We start from the raw sequence: 24,133 nt of genomic DNA, 5'->3' as shown, positions 1-24,133 counted from the left end.
TTGATGAATAAAAAATTAAGATACATTGATGTTCTTGGATTAGTAATAGGAGCCATTATAGGCTGGGGCTCCTTTACTCTGCCGGGCACAAAGTTTTTAAAAGAAGCGGGTGTAATCAATACCTTTATAGGACTTTTGATTGGAGGTATTTTTATCATGGTGATACAAAATGCTTATCACATCATGCTGGAAAGTCATAGAGAAGATGGTGGAGAATTCACTTATACCTTAAATCATTTAGGCAAGGTACACGGCTTTGTAGTAGGATGGTCCTTAAGTCTTTGTTATTTAAGTATGGTTCCGTTAAATGCGGGCGCCTTTGTGCTTCTTCTCCGTGAGATATTTGGGTCGAAGATGGACTTTTTATATCTGTATTCCATTTCAGGTTACCCAATATACCTTACGGATGTGCTTGTGATGTCAGCCGTGATTCTGTTGTTTGGCTTCATCAATATCCAAGGATTAAAAATTAGCACTAAGGTGCAGAATGTTATGAGTATTCTTTTAGCCATGATTGTATCGGTGCTTCTCTGCCTTATGTTTATGAAAAGCGATCTACAGGCTTTTCATCAAAACTATGTGGGAAATTACCACTTCTCTCTAAAGGAGATTTCTAAAATTATTGCGATTGCTCCCTTTTTGTTTGTGGGATTTGATGTAGTGCCACAGGTTTCAGAGGAGTTGGGTTTTAAACCCGAAAAGTCTACCTTACTTGTAGGGATTTCGGTGCTGGTTGGTATATTTCTCTATGGTGCTTTAAATACTATAGCTGGACTAGGCTTTTCACCAGATGCAGCAGTGAAAACACATTGGGCTGTAGCGGATGCCGTGATTCATATTTTAGGGAAAACAGGATTTTATGTCATGTTGATTGCCTTGGCGGCTGCAGTAGTAGGTGGAATCAATGGCTTTATGATTGCGGCAAGCAAACTCATTGCCAGTCTTTCCCGAAGAAAGCATCTTGGGGAAAGATATGGGATAAAGAATAAAAAAGGGGTACAACCTTATGCCATTATCTTTGTTTGTGCCATTAGCCTTATTGGTGCGTTTATAGGCAGAAGAGTGATTATTTACATTGTGGATATGGCGAGTGTTCTGGCTGCGGTAGCCTATATGTATGTTAGCTTTATCAGCATTTCCTTTGCGAAAGGGAAAGTAGAAAAAGTTTTAAGTGTACTATCTGTGCTGATTTCCATAGGTTTTATTGTACTTTTGGTGTTTCCAAGATCTCCCGCAAGACTTTCAAAGGGAGCCTTTATCAGTCTGATTTTGTGGGTGTTTTGTGGTGTTTTGGTATATCAATTTCAAACTAGAAAAAGAAAGAATTCATAGTATAGTATAGAAAAGGAGGAAAGTATGAAAATTGTAATTGTAGGAGGTGTAGCGGGTGGAGCCGGTGTTGCTGCAAGAGCAAGAAGAATCGATGAGACAGCAGAAATCATTATGTTTGAAAGAGGAGAAAATGTATCCTTTTCTAACTGCTGTTTGCCTTTCGCTTTAAGTGGGGTAGTGGATAACAGTGATAAGCTAGTGCTCATGAATCCGGACGAGTTTTGGAATAAATACAGAATTAAGGCGCTAGTAAAGCACGAGGTTACAGAGATTATTCCGAGTAAAAAAGAAGTGAAGGTAAAAAATCTACTTACAGGAGAATGCTTTATGGAGAGCTATGATAAGCTTGCTCTTGCACCGGGAGCGAATGCTATTTTACCATCTTCCATCAAAGGAATTGATAGAGAGAATGTTTTTGTTGTGAAAAATGTTACTGATATCAAGAGAATCGAAGCCTTTGTTGCTAAAAAGAAGGTAAATAAGATAACCGTTGTTGGTGGAGGTTTTATTGGTCTTGAGGTAGCGGAAAACTTCAAAAAGGCTGGAAAAGAAGTGAATCTTGTGGAGGGTTTACCACAGGTCATGAAGCCTCTTGATGAGGACATGGCGCAAATTCTCCATAAGGAAATTATTGATAACGGTATTCAACTTTATTTGGGAAAGACCCTGACCGAAGTGAAAGAGGGAGAGGTTGTTCTTTCCGGCGGAGAGCGCCTTCCGGCAGAATTAGTCATTATGGCTATTGGTGTTACACCGGAAACGAAGCTCGCAAAGGATTGTGGAATCAAACTCGGAAAGACAGGAGCTATTTTAGTAAATTATAATTATCAGACTAATTATCCCGATATTTATGCTGTGGGAGATGCTATTGAAGTGACAAATAGACTGACGAATGATAAGACTAGACTCCCACTTGCAGGTCCTGCACAAAGACAGGCAAGAGCTGCTGCTGATCACATGTTTGGAGAAACACATAGTAATAGAGGAGTGATTGGATCCAGCTGTATTCACCTCTTTAATCTTAATGTGGCAAATACCGGCTTAAATGAGAAAGATTGTCAGAAGTATGGCTATAACTATGATTTTGCCTACACCATTCCAGCAGATAAGGTCAGTCTTATGCCGGAATGCAATCCACTCTTCTTTAAGCTGATTTATGAAAAGCCTACAGGAAGAATTTTGGGAGCCCAAGCTGTTGGAAAGGGAAGTGTAGATAAGAGAATTGATGTGATTGCGGCTATGATTAGCATGAATGCAACATTAGAGGATTTAAAGGAACTAGAGCTTTGCTATTCTCCTTACTATTCTACGGCTAAAGATGTTGTTAACCATACCGCCCTTGTAGCGTTGAATCTTTTGCATGAGAAATTCAGACAGGTTCCGGTTTACAAGGTTAGAGAGTTGGTGGAGAGCAATGCATGCATTATTGACGTGAGAGAGGAAAGTGAGTTTGCAAGAGGGCACCTCATTAATGCGGTGAATATTCCCATGTCCCAGTTTAGAGAGAGACTTTCTGAAATCCCGAAGGATGTTCCGGTCTACTTGCATTGTCGCTCCTCACAACGTAGCTACAATGTGATTTGTGCTCTACAGAAGCTCGGATATACGAATCTCTATAATATTTCCGGATCCTATCTCGGTATTAGCTTCTATGAGTATTACAAAGATAAAGCGGAAGGCAGAAAGCCGATTGTAACAGAGTATAATTTTGCTTAATAGTAGGCGTTATACTCAAAAATATAATTAGGAATAGATGAATCATAGCTTAATCCTAATTATCAATACAATGAAACATAATATAAAATAACAAAGGGTAGAAAGAGTAGATGAGAGTAATGTCTCTAAGTTTACAATTTCTATCTTTTTTTTGTAAATGCAAAATACATTATACCTAATTGTAGATGATGATTATTTTCATAATTGGTTCTAAGTCAACTAGGGGATAAACCATAGACAAACAAATTCTTAGTAGACAACGTTTTGCAAGCCTTATCCTATGTCGCACAAGTAGAGCGAAAAAAGTACCCATCAAAGACAAACGGAAGGTATAAAAGAAGCCAAAGAAAAGTGCCAAGTTTGGTAAACCAAAACAAAAACTTCCGAAAGATTTTTACGAAATCGTAACATTATGACAAAACGATAAAATCAACCGTAGAGAAGGCGCTAAACATTTAAAAATAAGCCATTCAACATTTTCAAGAAAACAAATAAAGATACTAAAATTATATGTTTAGTAAAGATTGGGTAAAGGCGAATAGTCCCTAGAAGTATATTGTGGTATACTTAGCTTGGCAATGTATATTCTTGTGGTGATTATTGTCATAACAGAAATATATTGAGTAATGAAGTGTCTTTAATTACGACAGGAGAAAGGAAAAGAAAATTATGAAAACTAAGTTAGGTCATAAGATTACTTCCGTGTTTGTAGTTCTTATGATAGCGTTAGGTATGCTGGTTCCTTCAGCAAGTATTGTTCATGCTGCGAAGGAATTAGAAATTGCAAAGCACACAAGTGTTAGTGGGACAGTTAGTGGTGTAACTGGTTCAAACAAGGGTACTTACACAGGTATATGGACCGCAAAAGTTCCTATGGCTGATGTTATGGCCGCTTTTGAAGAAGATATGAAGTTTCAAGCAGACCACGGTTATTTCCCATGGGATAAGGAAACGGTCAGTACAAGTGCTTCTGTTTACTATAATGTTACGTTCCCGGAGAATGTGACAATCGGGACACCCGTTACAAATAGTAAATCAGAGATGTTCCCTAATTCAACTGTAACAAACACAGTATCGGGACAAAAAGTTTCATTTAAATTTAAGCTCATAGATTCAAACTGGGCAGATATTTTAGAGGCTTATAAGAAAGATAAGGCTGCCGGAACAGAAAATAGAACAATCGATGTTGCAATTCCATATACTGTAAAAGCCAACAGTAAGAGTGAAGCGGAAAGTTTTGATTCAAAAAAGATTATGGGGCAAGGAAACTTTTCGTTCTATCCAAGTAAATCATGGGGCAAATGGGGCGTGGGGCTTCAAACCTTCAATTCAGATACTTCCTCGCTTCCTTTAACGAAAGATTTTGCGAAGTCAGATATTTTCAAGGTACAAGAAGGCAATGTGACATATACAGTTGATTTGCCGGCTGATTTGAAGTTGGGTGGTAACACAGGCAACCAAGTTATCACAAAGAAACGTGATGACAACATGGATTTTGAAGGTGTTATTAATGCTAAGACCATCAAAGAACAAATGGCTAATATTGAAAGTCAATACCAAGCAGAAGCGCAAAATATTAAATTAGAAAAATTAAGCACTTCTTTCACAGCAAAATTGAACCTACCAGAACAACTAAGTTTCACCGCACAAAATCCAGTTTTAAGTGGTGCGAATGGTTCTTTTGAAATTGAAAGTACAACTTTAGAAAATAATGCTAAGACAGCAGTGGTTAAGTTTAAATTAAAGAATGCTAATCAGATTACGAATTTTGCGCAATTAAAAGAAGCTGTTAATAAAGTAGAAGATGAATTAAAAGTAACTTTTAAGACAGCTAAGTTTAATGGGAATGCCCAAGCCGATACCGACTATGAAGTGACAGGTAGTATTGCAGGTAGTCTCAAAGCTAAGGCAACGCACACTGTTTCAAATAAAGTTATCAACTTTGACTTGAAATGGAATGGTAAACAAACCGATGAAGGTAAGAGTGGAAGTAATCCTAATGCGATTGCTCTATCGGTTAGATATCAAAACCCAATGACGGGCAATGTTACAGAAACCGGTAAGTTACAAGGTGATTTGTTAGCCAATGATGATACGCAACATGATAAGGTACTTGAATTCAAGAAGAGTGATGTCTTTAAAGTAACCGGTTTATTAGATGTTTCACCAATTAAGAAGAAAATTCATGATCTTGAAACGCATTACAATATGGCTGGTAATGCCAGCAATATTTCCGTTGAAAACATGAAGAATGAATTCACGGCGACAATGGAACTTCCGGAAGGGCTCCAATTTGTGAATAACATTGAAGATAAAGTTTCTTTGGTTGGAACTAATGGCAAGTTTAAGATTTCGGAAGTGAAATTAGTGGGAAAGAAATTAACAGTTAAGCTTGTATTAACTAATCCGGTGAATAATTTCCAAGAACTAAAGGATGCTGTTACTGCGGTGGATAATCAACTTAGGGTAGATGTGAATGGCGTCACTTTTGCGCCAAGTGCTACTAAGGGTACTAATTATACAATTAGAGGTAATGTTTCCGGTTTATTCAGTGCGAAAGCAACCAATACAGTAACTGGTAATGCGATTAATTTTAACTATAAATGGTTTGGTGAACAATTGGATGGTGGTGAAGATTTCACTGATCTTGCAACAAACGATATTAAATTAACGGTTAAATACACAAAGGGTTCTGAAGGAACTTATGAAAAGACAGAAAAATTATCCGGTGATATCTTAGTCGGTAATGAAACAGAGCATGATAAGGTTTATGAAGTAACGAAAGATGAAACCGTCAACTTTATGGGTTCTTTAGATGTTTCAACTGTTAAGAAACAATTACGAGATATTGAAGCGTTATATAACAAAACGAGTGCTAATCCAAATAGTATCGCTTTGGATAATTACAGTTCAACATTTACTGCTAAGTTAAGGTTGCCGGAAGAAATGGATTTCGTAACTCATCCAACTGTTACACTTTTGAATGATAATGGTAAATATAAGATTGTTGATACGAAGTTTGATGGTAAGACAGTGACTGTTACTATGACTGTTACGAAGGAAGTTCGAACATTCGCTGATCTTCGTGATGCTGTATTAGGTATGGAAGATAGGCTAAATGTGGTTGTCAGTGGTGCTAAATTTAATGCAAAGGCTAAACCAAATACCAATTATACAGTTAAGGGTATGATGCAAGGTAACTTAAAGGCTGATGCTTTGGATACAGTAAGTGGTAGTGTTGTTCATTTCAAGTTGAATTGGTTGGTTGAACAATCTGCTGAAGGAGCTGATTTCATCAATCCGACAAGTAAGGCTATTACTTTTACGTTGAAGTACAGAGAAAACCCGGCTAAACCAATACCAGGGAAACCATCTAATCCGAATAAACCTAAGATGCCTAGTACCAGTGATTCAACGAACATTTGGATGTTGGTAGGATTACTTGGAGCCGCTTTGGTTAGCTTAGGTGTTGTATTTATGATATTGAAGAAAAAAGATAAAAAGTAAATAACTCTTGGAAACACTCCTTATGCTAGATGAAACTAGGATGAGGGGTTTTATTTTCAAAAAATATTGATGGAACAGCATTTATGAAAAAATTTATGGCATGGATATTAAAAAAATAGTTATCGCAGACCATTTCATAAAATTTAAGAGGATAAAAATAGCATAAAATTTCATGGTATTTTCCATAAATGTATATTATTTATATTTCCTTTTTTAATGACTTTATATGTAATAACAGATACTTTTGGTAGAAATATAAATTTCTTTAATGCTCTCTTTTTTCTTTGTATTCTACATTGTGTTACAATGAATTGAATGAAAAAAGCAACTTTACAAACGACAGAAGGAGCTATGATTTTAGCGATGATGGGAGTATTTCTCCTGATTGATCGGCAATTAGCTGGAGGTTTATCGTCCATCTTTGCTTTTGTGATGCCATTACCAATGGCGGTTTACACTCGAAAACATAGTGAGAAAGCAGGAATCATTGTCTTAATAGCAGCCTTTTTCTTGAATGTCTTATTAGTCAGTCCTTTGTCCTTATTCTTGGTATCGGCAGAAGAAGTGATTGGTTTTTTCTATGGCTATTTAGCCAATAAAGGAAATAGCTTTAAACAAATTCTTTGGAAACTAATGGTAGTTGGTGTTGTGGTACAATTAATCGATTTCACCATTTCATTAAAAGTCTTCGGAATTAGCCTTGATCAACAAAGCCAAGAAATGGCGGAATTATTCCCATCTTTAACAAGGATGTATCAACCATCAGTTTTGAAGAATCTTGTGTATTTAAGTTCTATTTTGCTAGGCATCTTACAAGCCTTGAGCACCTGTTTATTATCACAAATTCTTTTGGATCGCTTAAAAATTGCAAGCCCTGCTTTTGAACGTTTTAACAAACAAAGGACAAAACCTTTATATGGTTATTTAGCTTCATTTGCGACCATCCTTTTTGTCTATCTAATGCGTCAACCATTGCAACAAGAATTACTGCAAATGTTAGGATTAACCATTGGTTTGCTTGGCTTTTTATACCTACTTTTCTGGGGTTGTTTAACAGTAAGCATTTGGTTGATGCGTTTTCATTTTCCGAGAATGGTATCGGTTTTATTGGTGTTAATAGTGGCTTTTTTATTAAGCTATGTCATCGTATTGATAGGGATGGTTTCCGTCTTCTATCCAAAAATTAGGGGATAAGAATTATGAAAGAAAAGTTATCGCAAATACAACGAATAGCCGCCATCATCATGGGGATTGAACTACTTATGGCGATTGCCCTAGGTGTATTCGTTAAAATCAGTGTTTGGCCAATGATGTTAGTTTTGATTGCCGAAGTGGTTCTTTTGGTTTGGTGTTTCGATTACCTTGAAAAAAGTTCTTTAGAGGAAACCACCACCATTGAACATGTCTTGGGTAAATCAGCTATGAATGGTTATCGCCTAGCGAAGTTAGGTATGATTGTCTATGATGAGAACTATGTCATTATTCAAATGTCTGATTTATTTAAAGATTTAGGAATTGACCGTATTGGCTATAAATTATTAAGTTGGTTACCAGAAGCGAATGATTTATTAAGTGGCGATGCGGATATTAGTTATGTTAGTCTGGATGGAAGAATCTATGAATTAACTCGTCAAGAAGATGAACCAATTATTTTCTTTAAAGATGTGACGGATTTGCATGAATTAAAAAATCAATTAAAACAAGAAAAGATAGTGGTTGCCTTAGCCAACTTTGATAACTACGAAGAAAGTATCTTGTATGCGGATGAAGGGGATATTGCTTTCGTTAATGCCGGTATTCGTACCCCATTGAATGTTTATGCCCAAGAACATAAGATGTTTTTACGCCGTTTAAGTAATAATCGTTACCTAATGGTTTTAAATGAACAAATCTATGAAGAATTGGTGGAAGATAAATTTTCTATTTTAAGAACCATTCGTAAAGCCGCTAATGCAGTAGATGTATCCATCACCCTATCCATGGCTTTTGCGAAAGGAACAACGGATTTCTTGGAATTAGATGAAATGGTCACCAAGTTATTAGATTTAGCCCAGACTCGAGGGGGCGATCAAGTAGCTATTCAAACTAAAGGTGAAGAAGTCCAGTTCTTTGGTGGTTCTTCAGAAGCAACGGAAAAACGTTCTCGGGTACGTGTACGTGTGATTTCTCATGCCCTTCGTGATTTAATTCTAAATAGTTCAAATGTGATTATTGCAGGGCATAAAGATGCGGATTTTGATTGTGTTGGCTCGGCTTTAGCGCTTGCTAAAATGACCATGTCTTTAGGTAAGGATACTTCGATTATTACCAAAACAGGTGGTTTAGAAGAAAAGGTTGGAGCGGCTTTAGAAGAACACCTTACTGAATTTGAAGAAGAAGGTATTCATTTTATTTCTGAAAATGAAGCTTTGAATGAGCTTCGCTCTGAAACATTGGTCATTATGGTTGATCACCATAATGTGCAACAATCCAATGGTTCTAAAGTGGAAGAACAAGCTAAAAAAGTGGTTATCATTGATCACCATCGTCGTAGTAGCGAGATGGGTGTTAAGCCAATTCTAATGTATATCGAAGCAGCAGCTTCAAGTGCCAATGAATTGGTTTCGGAGATGATACCATATGTGGCACCTAAGGCAGATATTAGTCCATTGGATGCGTCCTTTATGCTAGCAGGGATGATTATTGATACAAGACAATGGCGTGTGCGTACAGGTTCTCGTACTTACGATGCGGCGAGTGTCATTCGTAGTTATGGTGGGGATCCTCAAGTTGCTTATGGTTATTTAAAGGAAACCTATGAAGAGTTCCAACTTAAGAACCAAATCATGTCAAATTCCGAACGCTATGAGGGTGGAATTGTAATTTCCCTGGTTACACAAAAACGAATTTCTCGTTCAATGATGTCGCAAATCGCTGATAAGATATTAAGTGTTCAAGGCAGTGAAGCCGCCTTTGTGATTGCGAATGATGAACAAGGTCTAAGTTGTGTTAGCGCTCGTAGTAATGGGAATGTGAATGTACAAAGAATAATGGAACAATTAGGTGGTGGTGGTCATTTAAGTGCCGCCGCTGTACAAAGAAACGATATTGATATTAAAGAATTAAAAGCCCAATTGATTCAACAGATTCAACAAGAAGGAGGAAATGAGAATGAGAGTGATCTTGAAACAGGACGTTAAAAAAGTAGGTAAAAAAGGAGAAGTCGTTGAAGTCTCTGATGGTTATGGACGTAACTTTTTAGTCGCTCGTGGTTTAGCTGTTATGGAAACAAAAGCTTCTCGTGAAATTCTTTCTGAACAAAAAGAAGAGGCGAGAAAGGAATATGAGGCTAATCAAGCAAAAGCGCAAGAAACAGCGAAAGAATTAGATAATCTTGTGTTAACTTTCCATGTAAAATCGGGAGAAGGAGGTCGTATGTTTGGTTCTGTATCCACCAAACAAATCATGACTGAATTAAGAAAGCTTGGTTATCATTTTGATAAACATGTCATCTTAGATACTCATCCTATTCAAAGCTTAGGTACAACTAAAGTCCGCTTGGAAATTTTTAAGGGTGTTATTGGTACCATTTCAGTGAAAGTGTTAGGAACAAACTAATGGCTAAGAAATTACCAACTGTCCCGGAGATAGAACGAAGCTTTTTAGGGACTATTTTACTGTACCCGGAAGGTAATCATCAAGTTTTAGAAAGTTTGGAGGAACAAGATTTCTTTGAAGAAAGACATCAATATGTATTCCGTGTTTTAAAAAAGCTAAGAGAGAAAGGAATACCAAGTGAAATTCCCTCAGTTCAAGTCGCCTTGGAAGATGAAAATCTACTGGATTTAGTGGGTGGTTTCCCCTATTTATTAGAGCTACAAGAATCGGCTGTTTCGTACAATAAGCCAGAACAATTTGTGCCAATTTTAAAAGAAAAACGCATTCAAAGAGAAATGATTCAAGCCAGTGAAGCCATTGCTGAAAAAGGTTATCAAGGCGTAGTGGATGTAGGGGAATACCTGTCGGAAGCAGAGGACCATATTTTACGCATTGCCCGCTCCAGGCAAGCGGGTGACTTTAAAGATATGGTTCAAACCATGGATGAATTAAAAGATGAACTAAAGAGAAATGCGGAATTAAATACAGATATAACGGGTTATAAAACGGCATATAAGGATTTGGATCGTATGACCCATGGTCTACAAAAAGGAGATTTAATTGTTGTGGCGGCTCGTCCGGCGATGGGTAAAACAGCCTTTGCTTTAAATGTGTTAAAGAACGTTGCGAATCATAATGAAGGGGCTGTAATTATGTTTTCTTTAGAAATGGGGAATGTGGATTTAGGAAGACGTATTCTAAGTGCTGCATCGGGTATTAAATCCAATAAATTAAAATCACCAAGGAATTTAAATAATGATGAATGGAATTTATTGTATGAAGTGATGAATGACTTCAAGGCAAAGAATAAGATTTTTATTGATGATGCCCCTAATCGAAAAGTTAGGGATATGTATCAGAAGTGTCGGGAAATTAAAAAGCAACATGGTCTTAGTCTTGTGGTTGTCGACTACATTCAGTTATTATCCGGTGATCGTAGACCGGGTGAAAACCGTCAACAAGAAGTTTCAGAGATTTCGCGTGCTTTAAAAGGACTGGCAAGAGAGTTAGAGGTGCCTGTTCTTGCCCTTTCCCAATTGTCCCGTGAAGTTGAAAAGCGTGAAAATAAACGACCAATGTTATCAGACTTGCGTGAATCGGGTGCGATTGAACAGGATGCGGATATTGTTATGATGTTGTATCGTCAAGCGTATTATGATAAGGCTGGAGATGAAGTGGAAAAGAAGCCGGAAGATGAGGATAAATCCGATGATTTAGAGGTAATTATTGCAAAGCATCGTAATGGTGGAACAGGAACTGTGTTATTAGCGTTCACCGGTAGTACCAATGCAATTAGCTCCGTGGATTTTCGAGGTAGCCGGCAATGAAAAAATGGGCTCATTTGTTAGTAGCTCTTGGTTTAGCTATTAGCATCACAATCTGTAGTCAAGATATTTCATCTGTGCCTTTATTTCAAACACAAAAGATGGGTATTTTTAATCAGAAAGTGGAGTCCCTTTTCTTATCTTCAAAAGTGCAGTTGGCTTTATACCATCAAGATACTTTTGTTGGCTTTATTTCTTCTGAAGAAGTCTATCAAAAGCACTTGAAAAAGGTTTATGAAACTAAGTATGCACAAAAATATCCCCATAGTCATTGTGCTTTAGGGAATGGTTTTTATCTTTTGAAGCAGAAAGGATTTGAAAAGATTGAAAATCAAGATAAAAAAATCTTTGCGTATTTGGAAAAAAATGAAGCCTATACCTTAGAGACCAAAGTCGTTCGTTTTCTGAAAAATGGAAATGAATACGCTAGAATGTATGTGTCTTCTGAGGCTTTATACCAAAAGGCTTATCAACGCTTCTTGCATTATTTCGTTCGTGAAGAAAGCTTAAAGGATTTAAAGAAACCAGAAAGTCAATTCAAGGATTATGGAACAAAAGTAAAGTCTGTTTCTTTACCAGAAAACACAAAAATAGAAACAAGCTATGCTTTACCAAAGGATATTAAAAGTAGTGAAGAAGAAGTACTTCATTTCTTAGAGTATGGTGATTTAGAGGATAAAACTACTTATATCGCAAAGCAAGGTGATCAGCCGGATGGTATCGGTACTTTAAATGGTGGTTTAAGTGTGGAACAGTTAAAGAACTTAAATCCAAGCTTAAATACCGTTTCCGAAGGACAAAAATGGAATGTGCAATATTTCCGATCCCCATTGGAAGTGGTTGTGTATAAAGAGGTTTTAAAGAAAGAAGAAATTCCTTATCGACATGAATATATTTATGATAACTCCTTAGCGAAAGGACAATGGAAACAGATTCAAGCCGGGCATAATGGTTTTCGTAATGTTCTATATGAAGAAAAATGGGTGAATGGTATTTTAGTGAGTGCGAAGGAAATTAGTCATAAGAATGTAGAAGAAGCTAAGAATGCGTTGATTGCTATCAATAATAAGAACAATAGAGTGATAGGAACGGGTAGTTATCGAGCACCAGTGGATAATGCTAGAATCAGCTGTACTTGGGCGTGTTATACAGGACACAATGGTGTTGATTTTATTGATGCTTATCAGCGTTGGGGAAAAGTCTATGCGAGTGATGATGGTACGATTGAAAAGATGGCGAAAACGGATGAATTAGGGAATTATGTGGTGATTAATCATCACAATGGCTATGAAACCATCTACGGTCATTTAAAAGAAAGAGCGATGGGACAGCTTGGTTCAACGGTTAAAAAAGGGGATGTGATTGGTTGGATTGGGATGAGTGGGAAAGCTAGCCATCCACATGTCCACTTTTCCATTCGGCAAAGAAAAACAGATAAGTTCATTAACGCATGTGATGGTTTAATGGACTGTAAAGGGTATTTGAAATGATGAAGTATACATTGATTTGTTCAGGGTCAAAAGGGAATAGTTTTTATTTAGAAGATGATAGCACTCATATCCTCGTAGATTGTGGTTCTTCAAAGAAAAGAATTCTAACTGGACTTCATAATTTCGGTGCTGATGAAAAGGATTTGGATGCGGTTTTGATTACGCACAGTCATAGTGATCACATTGCGGCAGTATCAGCTTTTAAAGACTATCCCATTTATTCGCCTGTTGAATTGGAGGATATAGATGTTTTCTTAGTCGATGCGGATAAATCCTTTACAATTGAAACCCTTCGAATTATGCCTATTGCTTTATCACATGATGCAGGCAAAACAGTTGGCTATGTCTTTGATAATGGCATTGAGCGTTTATTGTATATGACCGATACCGGTTACTTAAATGAAAAGTATTTTTCTTATTTAAAAGGGATGGATTATATCATTATTGAAAGCAACCATGATGTTGAAATGTTGATGAAAACCAATCGTCCTCATTATTTGAAACGAAGAATATTGGATGATGAGGGACACTTAAATAACGAAGATTGCGCAACAATATTGGAAAGAATTGTAACTGCGAATACAAAGTATATTTGGTTGGCACATTTATCCCAAGAGGCCAATACACCGGAACTGGCTTTAAGGACAACAGTGGAGACGCTAAACAGAATGGGCTTAGAGAATACCATTCAAGTCGCTGTCGCCGAACAATTTCGAGCTTTACAGAAAGGGGGAATGGATGAAGAAATGGATTTTGGTAATTATTGCGCTACTGTTTGTATGGAATCTCGTTTTTAGTTGGAAAGTCTTTTTAGACCATCATTCACGTACCATTCCTACTTTAAATAGGGCAAGACAGAGTAAAATTGATGATGTGGGTGTTCTAGTGGTGGATAGTCCAAAAGATTCTTTGTTTAAAAAGGAAATAGTATCCATTTGTCAATTCGTCGTGTGGGTAAAGAAAGTGCTATTTGGTGATGTCTAATGATACGCATAATTGTGGTTGGTAAAGTCAAAGAGGCTTGGATGCGTTCGGGTATTCAAGAATATTTAAAACGTTTGTCTGCCTATGAAAAAATAGAAGTGGTTGAGGTCAATGATGAAAAAGCACCAGAGTCAAACTCCAATGCGCAAAATGATGAAGCCAAGAAAAAAGAAGGTGCACGCCTTCTAAAGAAAATCAAAGATCAGGAATACGTGATTTTATTGGATTTAGCCGGAAAAATGAAAAGTAGTGAAGAGTTATCTCGTCAATTAGATCAGCTTTATACACAAGGAAAAAGTCAAATTTGTTTTGTGATTGGCGGTAGTTTGGGCTTTAGCTCAGAAGTGATTGCTAGAGCGAATGATCGTTGGTGTTTATCTTTATCTACTTTTCCGCATCAGTTGGTTCGTATTCTTCTCTTAGAACAAATCTATCGTAGCTTTCGTATTTTAAATCATGAACCTTATCATAAATAAAAGACTTCTTCTTGGGATGAAGTGAAGCCAATCTCTTGTTAAGCAGAAAAATTTTTATGTGAAGAAATAGTATAAAAATTAAGAGGAGTAGCGAACAATATCTCTGAGTATCTTCGGTTCGTAGCTTTATAAACATTAATAAGGGAAGAGAAAGAATCATACACAGGCAAAAGTCCCCTTTCCGGATAGTACGTTCAATACCATTTTAAGAAAGGAGACTTTTAATTTTATAGGGTACCCTACGGGAAGGCACATTTCCTTTTTATTTATCTGCGTAATAAACTATTGTTGAAAGAGTAAAGAGCAGCTTTATCATCCTTAACAAATTCATAGGTTTGTAAATTGTTAGAAGCATTGTCTTCTTCTTCCACTTGTTCCTTAACAAACCAATTCAAGAATTCTTGGGTTGCGTAATCCTTTGTTTCAACAGATTCGGTGTAAATGTCATTGATTGACTTAGTGATGAATTGTTCATGTTCTAAAGCTAATTTGAATGGTTCACCTAAATTTTTGTAGTCATTATGGATACCATCAATAGTCGCATAGATTGGACGAACGCCGTTTTCTTGTAGGTAAGAAATAAACTTTTCAGCGTGTTCTACTTCTTCGGCGGCTTGTTTAACAAACCAATGAGCAAATCCTTTTAAGCCCTTATCTTCATAAAAAGCGGCTAAATCTCGGTAAAGATAAGCAGAATAAAGTTCCTTTGTGACTTGAGCTTGTAGTAAATCGGTTACTTTCTTATTTAACATATTTCGTTTCCTCCTAGATACATATGTGTCTTCATTGTATCTTAGAGATAAGAAAGTTCAAATCATATACTCTTATTTTGATTATGAAATCGCTTAACTTTCGATTGCAACGAAAAATAAAAGGGTATAAAATGACAATGTAATAGTTAGAACGTTAGGAGGAGTTTTACATGAAGGAAATTACAGTTATGGTCATTGATCCGGTTGGGTTACATGCACGTCCTGCTACCGTAGCCGTTAACGCTGCAAGCAAGTTTAAGAGTGAAGTTAAAGTTTCCTATAAGGGACGTACAGTGAATATGAAGTCCATTATGGGTGTCATGTCTTTAGGTATTCCTACACAGTCAGAGATTACTGTTTCTTGTGAAGGTGATGATGAAGAATTAGCCGCTAAGACAATCGAAGACGTATTGCGTGCGCAAAAAGTAATTGCTTAATTAAGAATTCGAGAAGGGGCTTTATGCTCCTCTTTTTTAGATAAGGAGGGAATTGTATGAATGTGGAATACGGTCGTTGGTGCCAACAAGATTTAGAGGAATTAGATTTGGTTGAAGAGTTACACGAAATGGAAGGTCAAGAAGATGTGATTGAAGACCATTTTGGTAAGTCTTTAAGCTTTGGAACAGCCGGGTTAAGAGGCGTTTTAGGAGTTGGTACAAATCGGATGAATCGATTTGTGGTGCGTCAAACCACCCAAGGATTAGCGAATTATGTTCAGCAAATCCAAAATCTAAAAGTAGCGATTAGTTACGATACCCGCTTAAAAGGATGGGATTTTGCGAAAGAGGCGGCTTCGGTATTAGCGGCGAATGGTATTCATGTTTACTTATATAGTGCGGCGATGCCGGTGCCAGCTTTATCCTTTGCGACGCGTTATTATCATTGTGGAGTTGGAATTATGTTGACAGCCTCTCACAATCCAGCGACTTATAATGGCTATAAAGTGTATGGCGGCGATGGTTGTCAATTAACAGATGAAGGGGCTGCAATTGTTTACAAGGAAATTCAGAAGACCGATATTTTCAGGGATATTAAGAAGATGTCATTTGCGAAGGCTGTGCAAGCCGGTTTGGTTGAGTTTGTTTCTGAAGAATGTATAGAAGCCTTTTATCAAGCCATTCTTTCTCAACAAGTGCGTAAAGATGCAGTGAAACAATCTGGTTTGCGGTTGGTGTACAGTGCTTTGAATGGAACAGGATTAGTCCCGGTTTGTGAAATTTTAAAACGAGTTGGTATTCAGGATATTTATTTAGTCAAAGAGCAAGCGTATCCAAATGGTTATTTTTCAGCTTGTACGTATCCAAATCCAGAAAAGAAAGAAACGATGGAGTTGGGGATTGCTTTAGCCAAGAAAAAAGAAGCTGACCTTGTTTTAGCAACGGATCCAGATGCGGATCGTGTGGGAATTGCGGCACGTTTGGAGAATGGAGAATATAGATTGATTAGTGGCAATGAAATGGGTGTTCTTCTTTTGGATTATTTAGCCAAGAGTAAAAAAGAATTAGGTATCTTGGTGACTCAACCAGTCGCAGTTCGTTCTATCGTATCGACACCTTTGGCAGATGAAGTGGCGAAAGAGTATGGTATTGAATTACGCCATACCTTAACTGGTTTTAAATGGATTGGCGACCAAATTCATCATTTAGAAGAAAAAGGAGAAGAAGAACGTTTCTTATTTGGTTTTGAAGAAAGCTATGGGTATTTATCAGGAACTTATGTGCGTGACAAAGATGCAGTTGTGACCAGTATGTTGATATGTGAAATGGCGGCTTATTATCGCTCTATTGGTTCTTCTATTATGCAAGCTTTACAAGAAATTTATCAGAAACATGGATATTATTATTCTAAGGTAAATAGTTATGAGTTTACTGGATTTAAGGCAATGGAAAGGATGGCAGCTATTATGAGCCATCTTCGTGAAAATCCATTGCTTATGGTGAACGGGGAAAAAGTGGTGGATATTGTGGATTATCAAGCTGAAACAGGTCTACCAAAAGCCAATGTCCTTTCGTATCGTTTTGAAACAGGAACTCAAGTTATGATTCGCCCATCCGGTACAGAGCCAAAATTAAAGATTTATCTTACAATTGTTAGTGCGAATGAAACACTTGCTAAACAAAAGGCAGTTCCATTCTTAGAAGAACTGCAACAACAACTTCATCTAGGGGAGCAATCATGAGGATTACGCGAAATAAATTAATAATCTCTTTATCTTGTGCATGGATGGCAATATCACTTTTGACACCGGTCAAGGCTGAGCAAAGCTTTCGTGATTGGGAAATGAAACAATTCAAGGACATCATGGAAGAAGATTATATGAATCTTCATTTCTCTGTCAAAAATCCGGCGAAATATGGTATTCAAGTCAAAGATATTTCTCTTGGTAAAGCACCCGGTCGAAAAGAATATGAAAAAGGCTTAGAAGAAAATAAGAAGTCCTTAGAAGAATTAAAACAGTTTGATCGTTCTAAACTAAGTGAACAAGAAAAAGTGGATTATGATGTATTGAAAGACTATTTAGAGGAAAGTGGAAGCCAAAATTTCTATGATTTTCAATTTCATTTTTTGCCACAATCCGGCTTGGTGACGAATTTAACAACAAATTTTACTGAATTTAAAATTAAAAATGAAGAAGATATTAAAAACTATCTTAAGGTTTTAGAAAGTGTTCCATCTTATGTGGATGGGGCTTTGACGATGACCAAGGACCAAGCCGGTCGTGGTTTCTTTATGAGCGATAAAGCCTTGGATGAAACAATCTCACAAATCAATAAGTTTGTTAGGAAAAAGAAAGATAGTGCTTTAATTCTTACTTTCCATGAAAAAGTGAGAGCTATTAAGGGTTTATCTAGTGCAAAAAAAGCCGAATATGAAAAGAAGAATCGTGAACTTGTTTTGCAAAGTTACATCCCTTGTTATGAAAAGATTCGTAAAGAATTAGGGGCACTTCGTGGTAGTCGTAAAGGGAAAACGCTTTATGATATGAAAGGTGGATTGACGTATTACAGTCATTTATTACGTCAGAAATCGAACAGCAAGGGAAGTCCTAAAGAAATCTTTGATGTTGTTGATAAGGCTTTGGATAAAGAAGTTCAATCGTTAGTATCGGTAGCGATGTCTTCAAAGGAAAGTGAAGTAGAAGAAAAACTGCCTCCAAAAGACCCAACCGCTATTTTAGAAGGACATAAGAAGAACTTAGAAAAGCTATTTCCTACTCCTGCTAAGGTACAGTACAAGGCTAGTTATTTGGATCCATCGGTAGCGAATGATGGAGTTGTGGCTTATTATTTAAATCCAATGATTGATGATATTCAAAATAATGTAATTCGTATCAACAAAAAAGCCGTCAGCAATACTAATGAAATGTATTCAACCTTAGCCCACGAGGGCTATCCCGGTCATTTATATCAAATGACTTGGTATTTAAATACCAATCCGCATCCAATTCGTTCAGTGGTTAGTCATATTGGTTATAGTGAAGGCTGGGCTATGTATGTGGAAGATGCCATGTGGCAATTTTCCGGTATGAATAAAAAAGCAGTGGAATATAATCGTTCTTTAACGAATATCAACTATATGCTTTCAGCGGCGATTGATATTGGTGTTAATGGTCTTGGTTGGAAGCAAGAAGATGTTGTCAGCTATGTAAACAGCAAAGGATTAAGCGGAGATGCAGCGAAGAATCTATACGATGTTGTGGTGCGTGATCCGGCGGCTTATGTACCTTATGGAGTTGGTTTAGCTCAATTTTTAACAATGAAGTACAAAGTGGTTGAAAAACTTGGTGTGGGTTCTTTAAAAGAATTGCACGAAGTATTCTTAAAAAATGGTGATCGTCCTTTTTGGATGGTGGAAAAAGATGTAGAAGATTTCTTGATCAAAAAAGGTGTTCAAAAAGAAATTTCTTTCAAGAATTTTATTCGAGATTTGATTCAAGGTTTTCAGGAGCTTATTTTAAATGACTAAAACAAAAGCTTGGAATGGTTATGTAGCACAAGAGCTTAGTCATCCAAACTATCAGCATCTCCATGAATTTGTTGCGGAAGAATATAGTCATCACGCTATTTTCCCACCATTAGATGAAATCTTTCATGCTTTTGATTTATGTCCTTTTGACCGGATTAAAGCTGTCATTTTAGGTCAAGATCCTTATCCAACAAGAGGGATGGCACATGGATTAGCTTTTTCAGTGAAAGAAGGTAGAAGTCTACCAGCCAGTTTAAAAAACATATTTCAAGAAATTCAAAGTGAATATGGTTATCAACGTCAAAAAGGAAATTTGCAAGATTGGTCGAAACAGGGCGTCTTTCTTTTAAACGCCATTTTAACTGTCCGAGAAGGGCAACCATTAAGCCATCAAGGACAAGGATGGGAAGAATTTACGGATACAGTGTTACAGAAGATTAGTGCTGAAAAGGAACATGTGGTGTTTGTACTTTGGGGTAGACAAGCACAAGCGAAAGAAAGGTGGATTGACCATCAGAAACATCTGGTATTAAAGTCAGCTCATCCATCTCCTTTATCGGCGCATCGAGGTTTCTTTGGTTCAAATGTTTTTCGTAAGGTGAATGAACAATTAGAACAATGGGGTTATGATTCAATTCAATGGTAAAAAGCGGTTCTTAGGGAATCGTTTTTTACATGAAAAGGCTTACACCCAGAAAGTCAATGAAAAGGATAGAAAGCCTTGAAAACTTAGTGATATAATAAACAAGTAAAAGGAGGATAACCATGGCAAAGGTTACGGTTAAAGACTTAGAGGTAAAAGGAAAACACGTCATTGTTCGTGTTGACTTCAATGTACCTCATAAAGATGGTGTTATTACGGACGATAATCGTGTTCGTGCAGCATTACCTACCATCAATTATTTAACAGAACAAGGTGCAAAAGTATTATTGCTTAGCCATCTTGGAAAGGTGAAGACGGAGGAAGACAAAGCGAAGAATGATATGTCTATCGTGGCAGATTGTCTTGCAAAGCTTCAAAGTGCTCCAGTCAAATTTGTGAATGCGACTCGTGGTGCTGAATTGGAAGAAGCAGTGAAGAAACAAGAAAATGGTTCCATTGTCTTGATGCAAAATACGCGTTATGAAAAGGGTGAATCCAAAAACGATGAAGAGCTTGGGGCTTATTGGGCTTCTTTAGGGAATTTGTTTGTGGAAGATGCGTTTGGCTCTGTTCATAGAGCACACGCTTCAACCGTGGGTATTGCTAGTCATTTACCTAGTGCTTTAGGCTTCTTGGTTGAAAAAGAAGTAAACGTATTAGGCAAGGCAGTCAATGATCCTCAACGTCCATTCGTTGCTATCTTGGGTGGTGCCAAGGTATCGGATAAGATTGGTGTTATTGAAAACTTATTGAAGATTGCCGATAAGGTTCTTATTGGTGGCGGCATGTCCTATACATTTGCGAAAGCCAATGGCGGTGAAATTGGAACTTCTTTATTAGAAGAAGATAAGATGGATTTGGCAAAGGAATTCATGGCAAAGAGTCATGGTAAATTATTCTTACCGGTGGATACCGTTATTGCAAACGATTTCTCAAATCCAACGGAAATCAAAACGGTTGAAGCAGGTAATATCCCTAGTGATTTCATGGGCTTAGATATTGGTCCTAAGACGGTTGAATTATTCAAGAAAGAATTAGAAGGTGCTAAGACAGTATTCTGGAATGGTCCTATGGGGGTATTCGAAGATGAACGTTTCGCTAAGGGAACCATCGCTATCTGTGAAGAATTAGCCGGTTTGGAAAACGCTACAACGATTATTGGTGGTGGGGATTCCGCTTCGGCCGCTAAGAACTTAGGATATGCAGAGAAGTTCAGCCATATTTCAACCGGTGGTGGAGCATCACTTGAATATATGGAAGGAAAGGAGTTACCGGGAATTGCGATTATTCCTGAAAAATAAAATGACTAGAAAACCGATTATTGTTGGTAACTGGAAAATGAATAAGACACCGGTTGAAACAGAAGCTTTTGTGCGAGCCATTGAAGCTACTTTAACGGGTGATGAAAAGGCCGATTATGGTATTGGCGCACCATTTGTGGATTTGGATGTGGCTGTTCGCAATGCGAAGCATTTAATCATTGCGGCTGAAAATTGTCATGAAAAGGACAATGGTGCTTATACTGGTGAAGTATCTGTTCCGATGTTAAAAGCAGTGGGTGTTACTTATTGTATTATTGGTCACTCCGAAAGAAGAACTTACTTCAACGAAACGAATGAAGCTTGTGCCGCTAAGGCTAAGCGTTTATTCCAAGATGGTATTACACCTATCTTATGCATTGGTGAAACAGAAGCGGAATACGATGCTGGTAAGACAGAAGAAGTGATTAAGACACAATTAACTGGTTCTTTAGCGAATTTAAGCGCTGAAGAAGTTTCAAAAATGGTGATTGCCTATGAACCAATCTGGGCTATCGGTACTGGTAAGTCAGCGGATTCCAATACGGCTGAATCTTGTTGTAAACTAGTTCGTGAAACCGTTTGTGCTTTATATGATGAAGTAACAGCTCAAGCTGTTCGTATTCAATATGGTGGTTCGGTAAAGCCTGGTAATATCAAGGAATACATGGCTTGTGAAAATATTGACGGGGCTTTAATTGGTGGTGCTTCGCTTAAAGAAGACTCCTTTAAAGAACTCATTGATGCAACAAAGTAATTACATTAGGATAGGAGGATATAAGAATGCCTAATTTTATTGATCCAATTGCGGAAGTATTTGCTCGTGAAGTGTTAGATTCACGTGGAAACCCAACAGTAGAAGCTGAAATCTACACAGCATCTGGTGCCTTTGGTCGTGCTATCGTTCCATCCGGTGCATCCACCGGTGAACGCGAAGCCTTAGAATTACGTGATGGTGATAAGAACCGTTACTTAGGTAAGGGGACTTTAACGGCTGTGGAAAATATCAATGAAAAGATTGCTCCGGTTGTTGAGGGTTTGAATGTATTTGATCAAGTCTTAATTGATAAAGTGATGATTGAATTAGATGGTACAGAATTTAAGAGTAATTTAGGAGCTAATGCTACTTTAGCTGTTTCTCTAGCCGCCGCTCGTGCCGCTGCTGATTCTTGCGGTCTTCCATTATATGAATACATTGGCGGCACAAACGCAAAAGTATTGCCTGTTCCTATGATGAATGTCTTAAATGGTGGCAAGCATGCAGACTCGGCTTCAGATTGTCAAGAATATATGATTATGCCTGTAGGTGCTTCCAGTGTTCACGAAGCGGTTCGTATGGGTGCTGAAACTTTCCATGCTTTGAAGAAGGTATTGAAGAAGTATGGTTACAACACATCAGTTGGTGATGAAGGTGGTTACGCTCCATCTACCATTGCCGGTAATAATGGTCCATTAGAAACATTAGGAAATGAAGGTCCATTAGAATTGATGGTTGAAGCTGTTAAAGAAGCTGGATATGAATTAGGCAAGGATATTTGCTTTGCAATGGATTTAGCCGCTTCTGAATTCTATGATTCGGAAAAGCGTAAGTATGTCTTAGCTCGTTCCGGTGAAGGTGAAAAGTCTTCCGAAGAAATGATTGAAATGTTAGAAAAATGGGTTGAAAAGTATCCATTGATTTCTATTGAAGACGGCTTAGCAGAAAATGACTGGGACGGTTGGGTTGAATTAGCCAAGCGTTTAGGTGAAAAGGTTCAATTAGTTGGTGATGATTTATTCGTTACAAACACAACTTACATCAAGAAGGGTATTGAACTTGGTGCTGCTAACTCGGTATTGATTAAGGTAAACCAAATTGGTACGTTAACAGAGACATTAGATGCGATTGAAATGGCTAAGGAAGCTAAGTATACAGCTGTTGTTTCTCACCGTTCCGGTGAATCTGAAGATAGCACTATCGCCGACTTGGTTGTTGCAACAAATGCCGGTCAAATCAAGACTGGTTCTCTAAGTCGTACAGATCGTATTGCGAAGTACAACCAACTGATGAGAATTGAAGAAGAATTAGATGAAGTGGCTCAATACCGTGGTAGAAAGGCTTTCTACAACGTTAAAGCTGTTTCTTCAAAATAAGTTTTTTATCAAGGAAGAAGATTTCTCATTTGAAATCTTCTTTTTTATTTGATTTTTTAAGCTTGGTTTTTAAAACTTAAAAATTCTTAAAAAACAATCCTACTTTTATTAAAAAATATCATTTGCAATTAATGTTTCAATTTATAATTAAACTTTAAGACATCATTTTGGTTAGACTTCAAGACTAAAGTATGGTATATTTGGGCTGAATTGAAAGGAGTGAAAAGCTATGAAAAAGAAATGGTTATGTTTCTCTTTGCTTGCGGTTTTATTGGTGGCTTGTGCGAAACAAACAGTGAAACCAACAGAAAAAAGGGAAGCGAATTTATCCACTCTTTATAAGGATTTACCAAAAGATAACCAATTCGAACAAATGGAAAAAAAGGATGTTTTAAACTTTTTAGAACATGGAACAGGTGTCTTAACACTAGGCTTTCCGGAATGTAAATGGTGTCAAGCTTATTACCCTTATTTCAATGATGTTTTAAAAGATGCTTCTCTTAAAACAAAGTATTTTAATATTTATGAACAAAAGAAAGCCGACCGTTCTTTCTATGATCAGCTTGCGTCTACTTTGGAAAAAGTAAATACGACAGGTAAAAAGATTGTACGATACGATAATGAGGGCAAACAGGTGATTTATGTGCCTTTAGTTTTATTTGTTGAACATGGCAAGATTGTTGGCTTTGATAATGAAACTAGTGATATTTCCGGAATGGAAACCAAAGATTATTGGACAAGTGAAAAGAAGGGTGCATTAAAACAACGCTTAACGAAGTTTGTGAAGCAAAATAAACAAGCCCAAGAAAAGAACCAAGATGGTGGTTGTAATAGTGATAACCCAGCTTGTAAAGTAGGCTAGTTGTTGAAATGGA

The 24,133-nt window shown here is 37.2% G+C and carries 20 protein-coding genes; 19 read left to right on the top strand and 1 reads right to left on the bottom strand.

Annotated features, from left to right (window positions below):
- Positions 1-3: 3 nt before the first annotated feature.
- From K7I92_RS04340 to rlmH, 11 genes are all read left to right on the top strand, one after another.
- Positions 4-1,332, top strand: a complete 1,329-nt coding sequence (locus K7I92_RS04340; protein ID WP_220282207.1) for an APC family permease — start codon at positions 4-6, stop codon at positions 1,330-1,332.
- Between the two features lie 24 nt (positions 1,333-1,356).
- The gene (locus K7I92_RS04335) at positions 1,357-3,048 is read left to right on the top strand and encodes an FAD-dependent oxidoreductase (RefSeq protein WP_220282206.1); all 1,692 of its coding nucleotides are present in this window, start codon (positions 1,357-1,359) and stop codon (positions 3,046-3,048) included.
- 669 nt (positions 3,049-3,717) lie between these two features.
- A complete protein-coding gene (locus tag K7I92_RS04330) occupies positions 3,718-6,555 on the top strand; it encodes a hypothetical protein (RefSeq protein WP_220282205.1) in 2,838 nt (945 codons plus the stop codon).
- A 315-nt stretch (positions 6,556-6,870) separates the two neighbouring features.
- Positions 6,871-7,749, top strand: a complete 879-nt coding sequence (locus K7I92_RS04325) for a DUF2232 domain-containing protein (RefSeq protein WP_220282204.1) — start codon at positions 6,871-6,873, stop codon at positions 7,747-7,749.
- Between the two features lie 5 nt (positions 7,750-7,754).
- Positions 7,755-9,734 carry a DHH family phosphoesterase gene (locus tag K7I92_RS04320; RefSeq protein ID WP_220282203.1) on the top strand — a complete coding sequence of 660 codons (1,980 nt, stop codon included), beginning with the start codon at positions 7,755-7,757 and terminating at the stop codon, positions 9,732-9,734.
- Positions 9,706-10,152 (top strand): 50S ribosomal protein L9, encoded by a 447-nt coding sequence (gene rplI / locus K7I92_RS04315; protein WP_220282202.1) that lies wholly within the window; start codon positions 9,706-9,708, stop codon positions 10,150-10,152. The genes K7I92_RS04320 and rplI overlap by 29 nt, the downstream gene beginning before the upstream one ends.
- The gene (gene dnaB, locus K7I92_RS04310) at positions 10,152-11,519 is read left to right on the top strand and encodes a replicative DNA helicase (protein ID WP_220282201.1); all 1,368 of its coding nucleotides are present in this window, start codon (positions 10,152-10,154) and stop codon (positions 11,517-11,519) included. Before rplI ends, dnaB begins: the two co-directional genes overlap by 1 nt.
- The gene (locus K7I92_RS04305; RefSeq protein ID WP_220282200.1) at positions 11,516-13,006 is read left to right on the top strand and encodes a peptidoglycan DD-metalloendopeptidase family protein; all 1,491 of its coding nucleotides are present in this window, start codon (positions 11,516-11,518) and stop codon (positions 13,004-13,006) included. Before dnaB ends, K7I92_RS04305 begins: the two co-directional genes overlap by 4 nt.
- Positions 13,003-13,803 carry an MBL fold metallo-hydrolase gene (locus K7I92_RS04300; RefSeq protein WP_220282199.1) on the top strand — a complete coding sequence of 267 codons (801 nt, stop codon included), beginning with the start codon at positions 13,003-13,005 and terminating at the stop codon, positions 13,801-13,803. Before K7I92_RS04305 ends, K7I92_RS04300 begins: the two co-directional genes overlap by 4 nt.
- Positions 13,745-13,990, top strand: coding sequence for a hypothetical protein (locus tag K7I92_RS04295; RefSeq protein ID WP_203245196.1), 246 nt, complete (start codon positions 13,745-13,747; stop codon positions 13,988-13,990). Before K7I92_RS04300 ends, K7I92_RS04295 begins: the two co-directional genes overlap by 59 nt.
- Positions 13,990-14,466 carry a 23S rRNA (pseudouridine(1915)-N(3))-methyltransferase RlmH gene (gene rlmH / locus K7I92_RS04290; protein WP_203245197.1) on the top strand — a complete coding sequence of 159 codons (477 nt, stop codon included), beginning with the start codon at positions 13,990-13,992 and terminating at the stop codon, positions 14,464-14,466. The genes K7I92_RS04295 and rlmH overlap by 1 nt, the downstream gene beginning before the upstream one ends.
- A gap of 266 nt (positions 14,467-14,732) precedes the next feature.
- Here rlmH and K7I92_RS04285 read toward each other — a convergent pair whose 3' ends face one another.
- Positions 14,733-15,218 carry a ferritin gene (locus K7I92_RS04285; RefSeq protein WP_203245198.1) on the bottom strand — a complete coding sequence of 162 codons (486 nt, stop codon included), beginning with the start codon at positions 15,216-15,218 and terminating at the stop codon, positions 14,733-14,735.
- A gap of 170 nt (positions 15,219-15,388) precedes the next feature.
- On the opposite strand from K7I92_RS04285, the gene K7I92_RS04280 reads away from it, so the two are divergent.
- From K7I92_RS04280 to K7I92_RS04245, 8 genes are all read left to right on the top strand, one after another.
- Positions 15,389-15,655, top strand: a complete 267-nt coding sequence (locus tag K7I92_RS04280) for an HPr family phosphocarrier protein (RefSeq protein ID WP_203245199.1) — start codon at positions 15,389-15,391, stop codon at positions 15,653-15,655.
- Between the two features lie 56 nt (positions 15,656-15,711).
- On the top strand, positions 15,712-17,397 hold the full coding sequence (locus K7I92_RS04275) for a phospho-sugar mutase (protein WP_220282198.1): 1,686 nt from the start codon (positions 15,712-15,714) through the stop codon (positions 17,395-17,397).
- Complete coding sequence (locus K7I92_RS04270; protein ID WP_220282197.1) at positions 17,394-19,184, top strand: DUF885 family protein; 1,791 nt, start codon at positions 17,394-17,396, stop codon at positions 19,182-19,184. Before K7I92_RS04275 ends, K7I92_RS04270 begins: the two co-directional genes overlap by 4 nt.
- Complete coding sequence (locus K7I92_RS04265) at positions 19,177-19,830, top strand: uracil-DNA glycosylase (protein ID WP_220282196.1); 654 nt, start codon at positions 19,177-19,179, stop codon at positions 19,828-19,830. Before K7I92_RS04270 ends, K7I92_RS04265 begins: the two co-directional genes overlap by 8 nt.
- Positions 19,831-19,949: 119 nt before the next feature.
- Positions 19,950-21,128, top strand: a complete 1,179-nt coding sequence (gene pgk / locus K7I92_RS04260) for a phosphoglycerate kinase (RefSeq protein ID WP_220282195.1) — start codon at positions 19,950-19,952, stop codon at positions 21,126-21,128.
- A gap of 1 nt (position 21,129) precedes the next feature.
- Positions 21,130-21,882 (top strand): triose-phosphate isomerase, encoded by a 753-nt coding sequence (gene tpiA, locus K7I92_RS04255; RefSeq protein WP_203245204.1) that lies wholly within the window; start codon positions 21,130-21,132, stop codon positions 21,880-21,882.
- A 26-nt stretch (positions 21,883-21,908) separates the two neighbouring features.
- Positions 21,909-23,258, top strand: a complete 1,350-nt coding sequence (eno, locus tag K7I92_RS04250; protein WP_255594330.1) for a phosphopyruvate hydratase — start codon at positions 21,909-21,911, stop codon at positions 23,256-23,258.
- 229 nt (positions 23,259-23,487) lie between these two features.
- Positions 23,488-24,120, top strand: a complete 633-nt coding sequence (locus K7I92_RS04245) for a hypothetical protein (protein WP_220282194.1) — start codon at positions 23,488-23,490, stop codon at positions 24,118-24,120.
- The last annotated feature ends 13 nt before the right edge of the window (positions 24,121-24,133 follow it).

This window comes from Bulleidia sp. zg-1013, assembly GCF_019798045.1.
Taxonomy (GTDB): Bacteria; Bacillota_I; Bacilli_A; order Erysipelotrichales; family Erysipelotrichaceae; genus Bulleidia.
Note: the sequence above shows the minus strand (reverse complement) of the source record. Positions and strands in the feature narration are given on the sequence as shown.

What these genes read in the sequence shown, in the direction of transcription:
- K7I92_RS04340 (WP_220282207.1), top strand. Translation starts at nt 4, where the DNA reads ATGAATAAAAAATTAAGATACATTGATGTTCTTGGATTAGTAATAGGA.
- K7I92_RS04335 (WP_220282206.1), top strand. Translation starts at nt 1,357, where the DNA reads ATGAAAATTGTAATTGTAGGAGGTGTAGCGGGTGGAGCCGGTGTTGCT.
- K7I92_RS04330 (WP_220282205.1), top strand. Translation starts at nt 3,718, where the DNA reads ATGAAAACTAAGTTAGGTCATAAGATTACTTCCGTGTTTGTAGTTCTT.
- K7I92_RS04325 (WP_220282204.1), top strand. Translation starts at nt 6,871, where the DNA reads ATGAAAAAAGCAACTTTACAAACGACAGAAGGAGCTATGATTTTAGCG.
- K7I92_RS04320 (WP_220282203.1), top strand. Translation starts at nt 7,755, where the DNA reads ATGAAAGAAAAGTTATCGCAAATACAACGAATAGCCGCCATCATCATG.
- rplI (WP_220282202.1), top strand. Translation starts at nt 9,706, where the DNA reads ATGAGAGTGATCTTGAAACAGGACGTTAAAAAAGTAGGTAAAAAAGGA.
- dnaB (WP_220282201.1), top strand. Translation starts at nt 10,152, where the DNA reads ATGGCTAAGAAATTACCAACTGTCCCGGAGATAGAACGAAGCTTTTTA.
- K7I92_RS04305 (WP_220282200.1), top strand. Translation starts at nt 11,516, where the DNA reads ATGAAAAAATGGGCTCATTTGTTAGTAGCTCTTGGTTTAGCTATTAGC.
- K7I92_RS04300 (WP_220282199.1), top strand. Translation starts at nt 13,003, where the DNA reads ATGATGAAGTATACATTGATTTGTTCAGGGTCAAAAGGGAATAGTTTT.
- K7I92_RS04295 (WP_203245196.1), top strand. Translation starts at nt 13,745, where the DNA reads ATGAAGAAATGGATTTTGGTAATTATTGCGCTACTGTTTGTATGGAAT.
- rlmH (WP_203245197.1), top strand. Translation starts at nt 13,990, where the DNA reads ATGATACGCATAATTGTGGTTGGTAAAGTCAAAGAGGCTTGGATGCGT.
- K7I92_RS04285 (WP_203245198.1), bottom strand. Translation starts at nt 15,218, where the DNA reads ATGTTAAATAAGAAAGTAACCGATTTACTACAAGCTCAAGTCACAAAG.
- K7I92_RS04280 (WP_203245199.1), top strand. Translation starts at nt 15,389, where the DNA reads ATGAAGGAAATTACAGTTATGGTCATTGATCCGGTTGGGTTACATGCA.
- K7I92_RS04275 (WP_220282198.1), top strand. Translation starts at nt 15,712, where the DNA reads ATGAATGTGGAATACGGTCGTTGGTGCCAACAAGATTTAGAGGAATTA.
- K7I92_RS04270 (WP_220282197.1), top strand. Translation starts at nt 17,394, where the DNA reads ATGAGGATTACGCGAAATAAATTAATAATCTCTTTATCTTGTGCATGG.
- K7I92_RS04265 (WP_220282196.1), top strand. Translation starts at nt 19,177, where the DNA reads ATGACTAAAACAAAAGCTTGGAATGGTTATGTAGCACAAGAGCTTAGT.
- pgk (WP_220282195.1), top strand. Translation starts at nt 19,950, where the DNA reads ATGGCAAAGGTTACGGTTAAAGACTTAGAGGTAAAAGGAAAACACGTC.
- tpiA (WP_203245204.1), top strand. Translation starts at nt 21,130, where the DNA reads ATGACTAGAAAACCGATTATTGTTGGTAACTGGAAAATGAATAAGACA.
- eno (WP_255594330.1), top strand. Translation starts at nt 21,909, where the DNA reads ATGCCTAATTTTATTGATCCAATTGCGGAAGTATTTGCTCGTGAAGTG.
- K7I92_RS04245 (WP_220282194.1), top strand. Translation starts at nt 23,488, where the DNA reads ATGAAAAAGAAATGGTTATGTTTCTCTTTGCTTGCGGTTTTATTGGTG.